The following is a 12865-nucleotide window of genomic DNA, read 5'->3' on the forward strand; positions in this document are numbered from 1 at the left end:
GGTCCTGATCATGCAGCCCGGCAATCCCTGCGGACTCGTACCGGCTGCGCCACCCTATGACCGTCGTCCGTGTCGCCCCGACACGCTCGGCGATCACGGTGTTCGACAGCCCCTCCGCGGCCAGCAGCACGATCCGCGCCCGCTGGGCGAGTCCCGCCCGTCCCGCCGAGGACCTGGACAGACGATTCAACGCCTCAAAATCACCATCACGAAGACCCAGGGCAGCAGCAGGACGATTGGCCATAACCAATCCTCCCAAACACCCAAACGTCTAGCTATTAACGACACGCGACACTAGGCCAGTACGGTCCTCGCACTCCGCGTGGACCGTACCGTTGTAACGGAACAGGATTGCGATTAGTCGACCCCGTTGAGGGTGGAACATCAACCGCCACGTCGAGGCATAGGCTAACGAGAATGGAAGAAGACGCAGAAGTGCAGGGGCACCGCCTCTGGGTCGGCATGACCTCTGAGGGGGAAGCTGCTGTAGGGCGGATAGCCATCTGGGCCGCGTCCGTGGAAGACAACCTCGTGGAACTGTGTGTGTCACTGATTAACCACCTCGATCGTGAGGTTGGCTATGCCGTGGTTGCAAACATGAATGCGTCATCGATGATCCAGCTTGCAAGGCAACTGTCGGCTGACTCAGATGCGGTCAGGGACGGGGACAGGGCGGAGGTCCAGGCAATGCTCACGGAAGCGAAAGCAGCCCTAGAGCAACGCAATAAGATCCTCCACGCAAGCGTGGGCGAACTCATACTTGAGGGCAAAACGGCCTTCCGTCACCGGAGAAAAAAGGGGGTCCGTAGCGTCCGGGCAGCAGCCGCGGTGGGAGACCACCTTGCGTGGAGTGGAAGAGCTTGACGAGATCGGCGCACGTCTTTTCAGGGTGTCGGAAGACCTCTGGGGATACGTAAACCTGCCACCGGAAGAATTTCTGTCTGACCTCCCCTGAACCTGAGCTGTCCCCCGATTAGTCATGGCCTTACGTAATAGGGTCCGCTAAACGCGCCATCCTGTTGCGTTACTACTCAGACCCCAGCCCCGTCGATCGAATCGCGCTCTACCACCCACGCGTGTTACATGAAACAATGGGGGTATGAGTGTGAAGGATCGAGTCAGTGAGCACAGGCGCCGGATGCGTGAAGCAGGCTTCCGGCCGATTCAGGTGTGGGTCCCGGACACCCGCTCCAAGTCCTTCGCTGAGGAGGCGAAGCGGCAGAGCGCCATTGTGGCGGAGTCCGACCGACACGAGGACATTCACGAGTGGATCAACGCGGTTTCCGTGTCCTGGGATGAGGAGTGAGGGGCGAAATCTGGACGGTGGCCGGCGGCAGATACGCCTCCAAACCCCGCCCGGCGCTGGTCATCCAGGATGACCGGTTCGATGACGTGGGCTCCGTGACGGTAATCCCTCTGACCTCCACCCTGAAAGATGCACCGCTGCTGCGGATCCCGGTGGAGCCTTCCCAGCGGACGGGTCTGACGGTTAAGAGCCAGATCATGATCGACAAGATGACCACCGTGCCCCGCGCCAACGCCCACAAGCGGGTGGGGCACCTGACGGCAACGGAACTCGTCGCGGTGGAGCGGGCACTGCTGGTCTTCCTCGGAATCGCATAGGCGGCGGAATACCCAGAAGGCCATGAGGGGAAACCTGTCTGATGCTTGCCATTTTTGCATGTCCTTCTGAAGCCCGGAGGAAGGAATCACTGTGTTGCGAATGGCAGGATTGCGGCGAAGTGAGCTTGTTGTCGTGTCCGTCGTTCGGCCCCTGTGCTGAGCTTAGGAAACTTGCTTCCATTGCCGGCTTATCCGTCTTAGATTGAGGCCATGAACGAGCGCCGCCCCCGATTGTCTTCCGTCCTCCGATTCAACATAATTGGAGCCATCGGGATCGTCCTGGTCATTCTCCTCGGCGGCTTGATATACACACTTTCCGGCTGGTCTCAATGGGTCAGCTACGGCATTCCATCGATCGCTCTAATCCTCGTAATGCTGGCCATCACTCCTGCTCTCCGCCGCTCTATCAGCAGCCAGCAGAACGAACGGCAGCAAGGAACCATTGATTCTTGACTTGCACCTTGGTTAAAACAACTGGTTTAGGCGTATTCAGGATTACCGCAATAGATCAGACCGGAGAGAAACCCACCTCCGAGTCCGTTGAAGGCGCCGCCGATCGCGCCCATGGTTCCTCCGAGGAGCGCTCCAGCTCCGCCCGTAAAGATTTCCAACCCAAATAGGAACCCCCCTGCGGCACCAACTATCCCTCCACTGATCGCGCCGATTGCTGCCTCGAGGATGACTCCAGCAACAACGCCCGATTGGCGGTAATGCCCGCGCAGCCGGGCGCATGGCGCCAGCGACCGGCTGATCATTGTTGGCAATGAACGCGAACGGCCGTATATCCGCCTGACGCTGTCCGAGGAAAGGTATGTCGCCTAAAAGGACGGGCCTGCCAAGGTCGTCGCGCTGCGGGACAGGACCCCGCGCTTGAATTCGTCGCGGGCGGCCGCCTGCCTGTCACAGGTGCCGGCTGCATCAGAGTCGAGGTCGCTGCTCGACAGCCGCCCGGCCTGGACCGGATACCGTGCATCCCGAACGGCCGTTGACGAAATGTCGCATCACGCGGACGGTGTCATCGTGCAGGGGCTGCCAATGCGCCATTGTTCAACACGGGTCCCTGATAACGGCTCTTATCCGGGCATGAGACAGGCGTGCTGTCGCGTGAGACGCTGAGGTGATGGGGACCGAATTCTTGGACCTTTGGGAGGACTGGTGCGCCGTCACGGGCACGTCTCCCGGGTGCCGCGACGACGCGGTGCTGACGCGTTTCGCCCGTCAGGCCGGAGCGTCACGGCGCCTTGTCCATGCCTTGGAACCACACGTCACCGACCGGGGCCACCGGGAAACAGCGTGGCCCCGCGGGCATGATGACCCCGGCGCGCTCCGGCGGCTGCTCCACCGCGGCTCGGTGCTTGATGGCGACCCCGGAACCTTCTGGATCGACCGACTCAGGGTCCGGAGGATGCTGTTCGCCGCGACCCTCCTCGCACCGGTTTCCATGGGCGGCCTGGGCCTCACGCGCGGCCAGGCGCTCGGCCTGACGCCAGCAGGGTGCCAGGAGATGCGCGCCCTGCTCGGGACCGCCGTCCAGGAATCATCCTGTCCCGCATGCGCCGCGTGGTCCTGGCTCGAGGTGCTCGGCACTAACGCGGGCTGGTCCGCCGCCATGGTCCGGTCACTCGCGAAGCGACCCGGCGGCGCCGCCGGGAAACACGCGCTGCACCGTCATGAACGCAATGACCCGGATACCGGCTGGGGCGACTGGGAGGACTGCCCGAACCTCCTGCCGGGCATCGACCGCTGGGGATACCTCAACAGATACGGCTCGATGCACCGGTCCTCCCTGTCCCGCGTGATCGCCGTGATGGCCCTGCTTCTGGAGGCTCCCGTCCGGCAACCTTTGCAGACACTGCCCGCGTTGGAGCCACCCGCCATCAGGCATGTGACCGCCGAAGAGGAGGCCGCTATTCTTGCCCGGGCCGACGAGCTCAACGCCCGGGTGGCGGCGCTCCTCGCCGAATTCGAATGACCAGCCACCCGGGTTTGACGGGCCCGACGGGCCGTGTAACCGCCCCAATTTGGCGGGCCAATGCAGCCAAATGCCATGTTCAAGCCAAGCATTGAGCTGAGGTTCAACCCAATGACCATGGCGGGTCGCGTGTGCTTCTGCGTATCTTCGTCGGCGCATCTTGTTACGCTCCGACCATGACATTCGAACTCCAGGCCGCGGCCGACCGCTTGACCGAGGTGTGCCGCACCATCTTCGGAGAGCCCTCCACATGGATCGAAGCAGACGGCTACCCGGACAGCCTTGCCCTGTGCATCATCGATTCCATCTTTTCCACGGGATCGCACTACACGAGCGTTTCCCATGTTGTCACTGCATACCGCAGCTACAGGAGAGCCCAAGGCGGCGACCCGGATACTGATGGCACCGCAGAGCTCCTCGCCACCTTTGGCGAGGTCGGCGGCAGCACAGCATGGGCTGAACTCGTCGTCGACAACCACAAGCCGGCACACTCCAAACCCGGCGCGCTCCTGAAAGCGGAGGTCATCTACCGGGCAGCCGCCGTGCTCGATGATTCAGGCGTCCCGACCGTTGCGGCGCTCCATCAGCTGCACCAGGCGGATGAAGACCTCACGGACGTGAAGGAAGCCTGGCTGAGGCTCCCGAGTCAGGGATCGGGGGTCACGTTCAACTACCTGCTGATCCTGGCAGGCTTGCCGTCGGTGAAGCCCGACCGCATGGTGATCCGCTTCATCGAGGAATATGCGGGCCTCACAACAGCCCTCACGCCCGCCCAGACAACCATGTTGATTACCGAGGTAGCAAAGCTCTATCCGGCTGATGCGCGACGACTGGACCACGTCATATGGCGCTACGCCTCAGGGCGGGAGTTCCGCCGGGCTGAGCCGATCGGCGTCGGCACGGTTGATTGAGCGGTAAAACACGGGCTCATTGATGATGCCGGGGTCCCTATGAATTCCAGTGGTCCCGGCCCGTGCGACGACACCATGGCACAACCGGGGCGGGACCTCCTGGGCCCGATTGCGCATCACCGGTTCTGACAGCCTCCGGTGTCCCGGGCATCATGAAGACATGCGCAGCGGAGTCATGCCGTCGCACCTCGCAGAATCGAAATGATCAGATCCCGGCGCTCGGGACTGATCGGCGGCGCTGCAGCGGCGGCCTTCCTGGCGGCTGCCTGAAGCTCGGCGTACGCACGCTCCGCTGCCGACGCTTGCCGCATCGTGTCCAGGTCGGCGAGCGTGACCATGTACTTGTGCCCGGTGATCTCATAGGGCAGCCCGCCGGACCTGACCCGACGGCGGAGGGTGTCGATTGATCCGTAGCGGCGCTCTCCGTTTTCGGTGCGGATTTCAGAGGCGCGGGCCAGATCCAGTTTGGTTGAAGGCTTCAGGATGGTAGAAGTCACGGCGACGTCCTCAAACTATTGCGCAGCACACCTTGTCCGTGGCTCCGGCTTGCACCACGGTCTCCTGACACCCGGGTCAGGTCGAGCCGGCCACCCCAGTAAGAGGCCACCTCACGTGTACGGATGAGATATGGCCACTCTATACCAGTCATCTATCAATGCCTAGTCGAATCATCATTGATTCGCGTAGGCGGGAGGGGAGGCTATTGCCAGCCGGGCTGCACCCTGTCGTAATCGATGGCTCTGCGCCCCTTCCATCCCTCCCGCATGGGACCGATGCGCGGGGTCATCAGCGCACGGATGATTCTCCTTTTGCTGGCGAGCTCGAGCCGCTCCCACGCCGCTCGCACATCCTCGGCTTTCGCGAGATCCAGCACGAGCGGATCAGTCGCGGTCAGGTGCTCCAGGCGCTTCTGCGCAGCAACGATGAGCGGTCGTATCCGATCTTCCTGGTCGAACAGCAGGTCCAGGCGCTTGCGTGCTGCAGCCTGTTTCCGCACGGCTTCCAGGTACTCACGATGCTCTTCGATCTCATCGAGCAGGGCCTGGCGTTCTGCATCCACGCCTTCACCCTGCCGGCCGACACGGGCGAGGAAGTCCGGCCGTTTCACACGTTCCAGGACCATCTCCACCACCACCAGGTCAAGATGTTCCTCCTTCATGGCCACATGGGACCCGCTCAGGCCGGGCGCCCCCTTGCAGACGTAGATGGCGTAGTGCCGGCGAGGCAGCGGATTGCCGTCGTCGTCGAATGTCTGGCTTCCTTTGTTCTGCTTGCCGGGAATCACGCCGCCGCCGCAGACCCCGCAGACGGCGATTCCTGTCAGCAGATGCCTCGCCGGCCAGTCATTTGCCTTCTTTCCGCCCCTTGCGTTCAGGAGCGGCATCAGGCGGTTCTCCCATGTATCAGCGTCCAGCAACGCAGGCCAGACAGCGTCGGAGACGATCTCCCCGTGATATTGCCTCTTCCCGGCGTACGCCGGGGTGGTCAGCATCTGCCTCACCGCCGGGGGAGTCCACCCGAGGTGTTGCCGCTGGGCCTTGTAGGACGCCCGTCTTGGTGGAATTCCGCGTTCATTGAACAGTTTTGCGATCGAATACAACGTCTCACCCGCGAGAACCCGTTCGGCAGCCTCTTTCACGACCTTCGCCTGGTCCGGATCAGGTTCGACCCGGAGCAGCTCGCGCGTGGTTTCGTGATAGACCCGCCGGTAACCGTAAAGATTCTTTCCGTGCGGCCTGCCTTTTTCGGCCGCTGCCCGGACGTCGCGCTTGACGCGGGTGGACGTCTTGGCAGACTCATATTCCGAGTCCACTGCATCCTCGAGCAAGGAACGCCGGTCACGGGGGTTGCCCGGGTCGTAGTCCCGGCCATGCGTGGTGACGAAGATGCGGATGGCGCGCTCCTCGCACAGCTCGATCAGCGTCAGCCATTCACCGACCCGGCGCGATCCCCGGCTCGACTCCCACAGCACCAGGATCGTCGCCTCAAACCGGCCGGCCTTCAGGTCGGAGATCAGCCGGTCGAAATCCTCGCGGTCGCGCTTCGCATACCGGCTGGCACTGCGATCGTCGTCCCGGTAAGCCTTCGGGTGAAGCTGCCATCCCTGGTTCTGCACAGCCTTGGCATTATCGTCGTGTTGCTGATCCGGGGACTTGCCCGTGCTGTAACGATCCTTTGAAACCCGCAGGTATTCACGGGCAACGACGTCCGCCGTGCCGGGACGCTTCCTGGGTTTCTCCATCGTTGACACACCCCCCTCTGTAACTATATCTGCCAGCAAGTTTGGATTGTTGCAGCAGTCGGGATCAGACACGACCTGTTGTTTCCGCCAACCGGACTCAAAAATCGGCCACCCGCTTCCACCAACGAGAGTTGGAATCCAGCCCATGATTCCTGAAAGGGAGTTTCGCCGGCCCCCATCCGAAGAGCCGGTCTCGCGCGTCACTGCGGTCGTTCAGCGAATTCACAGTTTCGCATCGACTTACGCTGCGTGGCCGTGGGGCTGGAGTGCGCCTACGATGAAATCCGTGAGTGAAGGATCAGAATCGTCGCGCCGCCGCTTCCTGACGATGGAGCAGGTATCGGAAGAGCTCAATGTCGGGCTCCCGCAGATCCGGGCCCTGCTGAAGAGCGGGGAGTTGCGGGGTATCCAGGTCGGCGGCCGCGGCATCTGGAGGATCGGCGTGCAGGACGTCGAGGATTTCATCGAGGGCGCCTACCGGAAGACTGCCGAACGCATCGCGGCCGGCGACGTCTGATGTGGTGTTCTGCCCGGTTGTCCGTCGATGAGGCTCTGCGACCAACCGACAACCGGGAAGGGCCCGGATGGGCGCAGCGGCTTCTTGCCTTTCGGGAATGACGGTGCGATGGACTGGCCGGACGAACTCGATGACGGCAGTATGGAGATCGTCCGCACTGCGTTGGAGGCCGCTGACGCCGCTTACTTGGAGGCTTCGTTCGACATCAAGCCCGGCACCTCGACCATGATCATCCCGGACCCGTTGGAGGACGTGGCCCGGATCCCGGTGGCGAGATAACTGCAGGAGATTGTCTTCACTCCAATGACCGACGGGTATACAGGTGGCTGCCACTCGTGCGAAAGCTGGTTCCTTGGTGTTGGCTCCAAGCAGGAACCTGGCTGCCTTTGGGGAGGACACGGGATGGATGCTGGTGTACCGCCACAGGCGGCTCCGCTGACCTTGCGGCTGGGGGCCATGCGGGCTGGGCAGGACAGGATGTCCTTCGGGTCCCTGGCAGATGGACATAACGGTTCGACGGTTGATCTGCGCCTGCACTGGAACCGTGCCGCGACCCGGCACGACCCGGACCGGCTACACCCTTGGCTTCCACGCCGCCGAGGTGCTTGAAGGAGCGCCGGTGACTGTCCGACCGTCAGGGCACCGATGACGGACAGCGACGAGGCAGACGCGGCTCGGCGGTGGGCTGCGGCAGAACGGGCGGCAGCGGGCTTGCCGCCGGAAACCGGGCCAGCACCCGGCCGGGGGCAGGCCTGGGTGCTGACCGCTGTCGTGGTCCTGGCGGCCGGGGTGTTCGCGGGTTTCGTCGCCTTCGTTCTCCTATTACCCCAATCCTTGTTTGGGGGTGCCGTCGCGGTGCCCGGTTGGCTTCAGACAACGGGCCTCATCATTGAGTGGGCCGGGATCCTCCTTGGCATCTTCGTCTGGGTCAGGGCCGGCCGAACGGGAGAGCGGCCCATCAGCATGAACCTGGTCGTGGCTCAGTTGTCCTTCACGCAGAAGCGGCGCGTCGCGAACCAGATCAAGGGCCGGGAACCCGCCCATCCCGAGGAGATGAGGGTGGTGATCGCTGCCGCACGGCAGGCTGTCGCCGTTCAACGGTTCTCGCTGCGTCTGCTGCTTGCATACGTCCTGTTCGCCCTGGGAAACCTGATGTGGACGGACTGGGTCCTCGCAAGGATCCTGTACGCCATTGCTTTGGCTGTTTTCGTCGTCGCGGTTCCCCTCTCTCTTAAGAAACTGCGACGGGTCGAGGACTTCCTTCAAAACACGGTTCCCGACGCGCCGCCGGCACCTTGAAACCAACCGTGTTTGTCAGTTGGAAACTGCCCGGCCTCCAGGAACAGCGAGGGCCCCTCCTTGTTGGACGATGCCCCGGACTGCTACTCGTCGTGTCCTTGGTCGCCGCTCATCTGGTCCTCTGCAGGCGGGGTCTCGCCCGGCGGTACGCCGCCGCCAGGCTCCAGTCCGGTGACGTTTCCCTCAAGCGGATCCGGGTTGGCCGATGCGGCGGGGTCCGGGTGCTTGTCGTCGACCCTGGAGTCTTCCGGCCGGTCCGTACCCTTCGGCTGGTCGCTACCGGGCGCTCCGAACGTCCTCGGGTCGTCTTCCGGATCAAAGCTGGTCATGGCCAATTCCCTTCCTCAGCATACGTACTATTTTGCCTGCCAGCGTAGTCCGGGCGCCCGGAGCCAACAAGTGGCCGTAGTGACCCATGAAGGCTCCGATGGGGATGGCTCAGGAGCCTCATTCTGCACTCTTTACCACATGCTGCTGGCGAGTGGGGAGGCAAGGCACATGTCGGGATCCGTCGTCGGCATCATCGGGGAAGGCATCTGGCCTGGATTGACGGGGTCGGCTGTGCTCCATGTCGATGTGCGAGTTTTCCGATGGAGCTGGGGTTCAGTTGCTGGAGGAGCGCCCGGGGACCCGAATAGACTTCGACCGCTCCGGATTCAAAAAGCTCGGCCGCACTGATACCGCCGCAGGTGACGCCGATTGTTTCGATGCCGAGCCGGGCCGCAGCCTGGACATCCCAGACGGAATCCCCGACAAACACCACATCTGCCGCATTCAATTGCAGCTTTTCAAGCGCGGCGACAAGGATGTCGGGGGAGGGCTTGCTCTCGGCGGCGTCAGCTGAACTCGTCACGCAGTCGATCCAGGGTCCGGCATCGAGAACGCTTCGGAGCACCTGAAGGTCACGCTCATGCGCCGAGGACGCCAGTGCCACGGCCAAGCCGGATTCGGCGCATGTCCGCAGGAGGGACCTTGCGGATTCGAAGGGGCGGATGGCGGGCCAGAAGGTCGAGAATATCGCCCCATGCGCGCTCTTGACGGCATCGCGGACCCCTTCATAGCACTTCACCGGCAGCAGCCGCTCAAGCAGCTTGTCGCCACCCATCCCGATGTGCCGGTGGATGAGCGCCATGGGCACCTCCAGTTCGTGTTGCCGGAAGGCCTGCCACCATGCGATGGTGTGGAAATAGGTGGAATCCACCAAGGTTCCGTCAACATCGAACAGGACTCCGGCGTGTTTGGCGCCTTTGGATTGTTCCTCCACTGGTGACGACCTTCTCTGTTCTGCTTGCCAAGCCGTGCCCGCTGGATGGTTCAGTTTTTCTCCGGGCGGTTCTGTTCGCGGAGTTCCTGTCCGCGGTGGATTTCCGTTTCTTCCTGGTCCTGCAGCTTTTTGCTGCGCTTGGTACCCCTGGGCGGCAGTTGGATGGTTTCTTCGGCGCTGATTCCCGCCTGCAGCTCACGTCCGCGTTCCATTTCTGCGTCGAATTCCGCGCCGAACAGCAGGGACATGTTCAGTATCCAGAGCCACAGCAGCGCGACGATCACGCCGCCTATGGTTCCGTAAGTTTTGTTGTAGCTGCTGAAGTTGGCCACGTAGAAGGCAAAGCCCAGGGAGGCCAGGACGAACACGAGCAGGGCTATGAACGAGCCGATGCTCATCCAGCGGAACCTGGGCTGTTTCACGTTCGGGGTGGCGTAGTACAGGACAGCGATGTTCACGATGACCAGCAGGACAATGACCGGCCATTTGGCGATGCTCCACACCGAGATGATGTCTCCGCCGAATCCGGCTGCGGTTCCGGCGGTGTCGGCTACGGGTCCGCTGATCGCCAGCATCCCGGCGATCAGTGCCACGATGGCGATTGTGAGGACGGTGACTCCGAGCATGGTTGCCCGGAGTTTGACGAAACCGCGCCCTTCGTCCACCTCGTAGACGCGGTTCATGGCCCGGCTGAAGGCCCCGACGTAACCGGACGCGGACCACAGGGCGGTGGCGAGCCCGATGACGAGGGCGAACCCGGCCGATGCCGAGGTGGTGAGCTCTTCGATGGGCTGGCGGATGGCATCAACCGTGGATCCCGGGGCGATGCTTCGGACGACATCGAGGAGCGCGCCCGTGGTCCTTCCTGCCTGACCGAAAATTCCCAGCAAGGAGACCAGTGCGAGAAGGGCAGGGAAAAGCGAGAGCACCGCATAGTAGGTCAGGCCCGCTGCGGCGTCCGGGCATTGGTCCTTGCCGAACTCGCGCAAGGTTCTTTTGGCGATGTATGTCCAGGTTGGTTTGGCGAGGTCGGCGGGACCGGCCGGTTTGCGGGCATCGTCCGCCGCGGGGGCTGTTCGGGCCTTGACGGTGCTGGTTTCCTCGGGCTCGTCCGTGGTCATCGTTGTCCCTCATTCCGATACGGCCGCAGGCGTGCTCAGCCCGCGCCCGCACAAAGGCCCCTTCGCGCGGGCACGGGTCTGTCAGCACGACTCGGCAGGGATCAGGCTGGCCGGATGCGGTCCGTTGCGTCTGCCGCGGTTTCGGTGACGTCGGAGACGGCGATCTGGCTTTCTTCTTTGACGTGTTCCGCGGCTTCCGTAGCGGCAGTCTTGACGTTCTCCAATGCCTCCCGGGCGGGCTGCTGGAGATCCTGGGCTGCGTCTTTCGCGGCCGCCGCGAGTTCGGCAGTGACGGGTTCTGCGGCTTCCTTGAGGGCGCCTGCCGCTTCCTTTTCTTTCTCACTGGCCGGAATGAGGGACGCGACCAGCAATCCTGCGCCGAAGGCTATCAGCCCTGCAGCCAGCGGGTTGCCTTGTGTTTTTCCGGTGAGCCGGCGCGGTGCGTCGCCGATCGCCGTGCCGGCGTCGTCCACCGCTCCCATGACGCTCTCCCGCACTCCGAAGACGGCGTCTTTCACTTTCTCCGTCTGGCGCCGGACAACGTGCGATGGCGTCACCTTGTCCGCTACGGCGTCGACGTTAGTGCCAAGCCGACGGCGGGTTTCTTCGATTTCTGAACGGATGTCATCCGGGTTTTCACTCATCGTTGTTCCTCGCGTGGTTTGAGTGTTTCTGGGATTTCCTGGATTGTTTCGACTGTCCGGGGAAAGCCTTTGACGGATTTGAGTTCCGAGCGGCCTTTGATTGCCAGGGCTGCGGCGATGATCGCCCAGAGGACGGCCACGACGACGGCGGACCAGCCCAAGCCGATCAGCTCTCCCAGCGCGTACCAGAGGGCCAGGGACAAAAAGAGCAGGACAAAATGTCCCGCAACGCCGGCGCCGCCAAGCATTCCGGCGCTCCTGCCGGCCCGGGTGGCGGACTGCTTCAACTCGGCCTTCGCCAGTTCCACTTCCTGGCGGATCAGGGTGGAAAGGTCCTGGGTCACCTCTCCCAACAGATCGCCCAGCGATGTCGACTCCGCCTTGAGGTGCGCCGGTGTCGGCGGGAGTTCGCTGTCGGTCATCGTGGCCCACCGCTGTCGGGAGCTGCTCCGAATCCAGGCCCGGCGTCGCGTGGTTCCTGCCCGGGCGCGCTGTAAACGGGATCGGGCGGGTACGTTCCGCCGGCGGCGCCGGCCTCGTTTGGTGGCGGGGTGGCGCCGGCATATCCGGCCGTGGTGACGTCCGGACCCGTGAGCTGGACAGCGGGAGGGGGCACTGTCATTCCTGCTCCAGGGACGAAGCGCCGGTCCGCGTCCCGGTCCGGCTGCTGCACGGCGGCGATTCTTGTGGAACCGTCTGCGCCGGCGCTCAGGCCACGGCTCAGCCTTCCGGCAAGGATCCCGGCCCCGGCGGCAAGCACGAGGAACGCGCCCGGGCGCTGCCGGGCGAAGGTCTTGACCTCGTCGAGCACTGATCCCGGCTCCCTGTCCTCCAGCCAACGTGCCACGGAGGAAGACCGCTCAGCCGCTTGCCGTACCAGATCGGTGGCAACGCCGGGGTCCTCGGAGGCGTTGGCCATGGAACGAAGTTCCTCCGAGACGGACCGTAGCCCGGAGGCGACTTTCTGCTGCTGTCTGCCGGCTTGGTCCATCAACTCCAGTCTCGCCTGGTCAAGGAGGTCCCTCGCGTTTGTCTTCACTTCCGCCGCAACGTTTGCCGCTTCGTCTTTTGCGGTTTCCACCACATCCGTCGCGGACTCTCTGGCCTGCTCGGCGGCGTTCCCTGCCCCATCCTTGATCGTGTCCGGCGTGGATGGATCCATGCCGGGCTCGGGCACGGTGGCGTGCGCCCCCGGTGCGCGTCGGCTGGTCGGGGAGGAGCCGTAGCTCCCGTCCTGCGGCCATTGGTTCTCTGTCATCTTCGCTCTCTTTC

Annotated in this window: 19 protein-coding genes; 9 read left to right on the top strand and 10 right to left on the bottom strand. The window is 63.4% G+C overall.

Features of this window, described 5'->3' with window-relative positions; translation table 11 throughout:
* A partial coding sequence (locus tag E1809_RS17800) for a helix-turn-helix domain-containing protein (protein WP_133204173.1) occupies nt 1-244 on the bottom strand: 244 nt, incomplete at its 3' end.
* 173 nt (nt 245-417) lie between these two features.
* Between E1809_RS17800 and E1809_RS17805 the strand changes: the two genes are divergently transcribed.
* The 4 genes from E1809_RS17805 to E1809_RS17820 all read left to right on the top strand — a co-directional run bounded on the left by E1809_RS17805 (nt 418) and on the right by E1809_RS17820 (nt 2076).
* Nucleotides 418-864, top strand: coding sequence for a hypothetical protein (locus E1809_RS17805; protein WP_133205580.1), 447 nt, complete (start codon nt 418-420; stop codon nt 862-864).
* Nucleotides 865-1099: 235 nt separating this feature from the next.
* Nucleotides 1100-1306: an antitoxin MazE family protein gene (locus tag E1809_RS17810; RefSeq protein ID WP_133205581.1), complete on the top strand. Its 207-nt coding sequence runs from the start codon at nt 1100-1102 to the stop codon at nt 1304-1306.
* Entirely contained in the window at nt 1303-1623 is a 321-nt protein-coding gene (locus E1809_RS17815; protein WP_133205582.1) for a type II toxin-antitoxin system PemK/MazF family toxin, read from the top strand. Before E1809_RS17810 ends, E1809_RS17815 begins: the two co-directional genes overlap by 4 nt.
* Before the next feature lie 210 nt (nt 1624-1833).
* Nucleotides 1834-2076: a hypothetical protein gene (locus E1809_RS17820; protein WP_133205583.1), complete on the top strand. Its 243-nt coding sequence runs from the start codon at nt 1834-1836 to the stop codon at nt 2074-2076.
* Nucleotides 2077-2102: 26 nt separating this feature from the next.
* Here E1809_RS17820 and E1809_RS27115 read toward each other — a convergent pair whose 3' ends face one another.
* Entirely contained in the window at nt 2103-2378 is a 276-nt protein-coding gene (locus E1809_RS27115) for a hypothetical protein (protein WP_133205584.1), read from the bottom strand.
* Between the two features lie 365 nt (nt 2379-2743).
* Between E1809_RS27115 and E1809_RS17830 the strand changes: the two genes are divergently transcribed.
* Nucleotides 2744-3595, top strand: a complete 852-nt coding sequence (locus E1809_RS17830) for a hypothetical protein (protein WP_133205585.1) — start codon at nt 2744-2746, stop codon at nt 3593-3595.
* 176 nt (nt 3596-3771) lie between these two features.
* Entirely contained in the window at nt 3772-4506 is a 735-nt protein-coding gene (locus E1809_RS17835) for a hypothetical protein (RefSeq protein ID WP_133205586.1), read from the top strand.
* A 173-nt stretch (nt 4507-4679) separates the two neighbouring features.
* Here E1809_RS17835 and E1809_RS17840 read toward each other — a convergent pair whose 3' ends face one another.
* Complete coding sequence (locus E1809_RS17840) at nt 4680-5003, bottom strand: hypothetical protein (protein ID WP_133205587.1); 324 nt, start codon at nt 5001-5003, stop codon at nt 4680-4682.
* Between the two features lie 203 nt (nt 5004-5206).
* A complete protein-coding gene (locus tag E1809_RS17845; RefSeq protein WP_165962375.1) occupies nt 5207-6820 on the bottom strand; it encodes a recombinase family protein in 1614 nt (537 codons plus the stop codon).
* A gap of 214 nt (nt 6821-7034) precedes the next feature.
* Between E1809_RS17845 and E1809_RS17850 the strand changes: the two genes are divergently transcribed.
* The 3 genes from E1809_RS17850 to E1809_RS17860 all read left to right on the top strand — a co-directional run bounded on the left by E1809_RS17850 (nt 7035) and on the right by E1809_RS17860 (nt 8564).
* Nucleotides 7035-7265: a helix-turn-helix domain-containing protein gene (locus E1809_RS17850; protein WP_235835670.1), complete on the top strand. Its 231-nt coding sequence runs from the start codon at nt 7035-7037 to the stop codon at nt 7263-7265.
* 27 nt (nt 7266-7292) lie between these two features.
* Complete coding sequence (locus E1809_RS17855) at nt 7293-7544, top strand: DUF4259 domain-containing protein (protein WP_133205590.1); 252 nt, start codon at nt 7293-7295, stop codon at nt 7542-7544.
* Nucleotides 7545-7910: 366 nt separating this feature from the next.
* Complete coding sequence (locus tag E1809_RS17860) at nt 7911-8564, top strand: hypothetical protein (RefSeq protein WP_133205591.1); 654 nt, start codon at nt 7911-7913, stop codon at nt 8562-8564.
* Nucleotides 8565-8647: 83 nt separating this feature from the next.
* Here the strand turns inward: E1809_RS17860 and E1809_RS17865 are convergent, their stop codons facing one another.
* From E1809_RS17865 to E1809_RS17890, 6 genes are all read right to left on the bottom strand, one after another.
* Nucleotides 8648-8893 (bottom strand): DUF6480 family protein, encoded by a 246-nt coding sequence (locus E1809_RS17865; RefSeq protein WP_133205592.1) that lies wholly within the window; start codon nt 8891-8893, stop codon nt 8648-8650.
* A gap of 191 nt (nt 8894-9084) precedes the next feature.
* Nucleotides 9085-9828 carry an HAD family hydrolase gene (locus E1809_RS17870; RefSeq protein WP_133205593.1) on the bottom strand — a complete coding sequence of 248 codons (744 nt, stop codon included), beginning with the start codon at nt 9826-9828 and terminating at the stop codon, nt 9085-9087.
* Nucleotides 9829-9878: 50 nt separating this feature from the next.
* Nucleotides 9879-10949, bottom strand: coding sequence for a YihY/virulence factor BrkB family protein (locus E1809_RS17875; protein WP_133205594.1), 1071 nt, complete (start codon nt 10947-10949; stop codon nt 9879-9881).
* A 101-nt stretch (nt 10950-11050) separates the two neighbouring features.
* Nucleotides 11051-11593, bottom strand: coding sequence for a DUF3618 domain-containing protein (locus tag E1809_RS17880; protein ID WP_133205595.1), 543 nt, complete (start codon nt 11591-11593; stop codon nt 11051-11053).
* The gene (locus tag E1809_RS17885; RefSeq protein WP_133205596.1) at nt 11590-12015 is read right to left on the bottom strand and encodes a phage holin family protein; all 426 of its coding nucleotides are present in this window, start codon (nt 12013-12015) and stop codon (nt 11590-11592) included. The genes E1809_RS17880 and E1809_RS17885 overlap by 4 nt, the downstream gene beginning before the upstream one ends.
* Nucleotides 12012-12851, bottom strand: a complete 840-nt coding sequence (locus E1809_RS17890; protein WP_133205597.1) for a hypothetical protein — start codon at nt 12849-12851, stop codon at nt 12012-12014. The genes E1809_RS17885 and E1809_RS17890 overlap by 4 nt, the downstream gene beginning before the upstream one ends.
* Between the last annotated feature and the right edge of the window lie 14 nt (nt 12852-12865).

The sequence above is a fragment of the Arthrobacter terricola genome (assembly GCF_004354015.1).
Classification (GTDB): Bacteria; Actinomycetota; Actinomycetes; order Actinomycetales; family Micrococcaceae; genus Arthrobacter; species Arthrobacter terricola.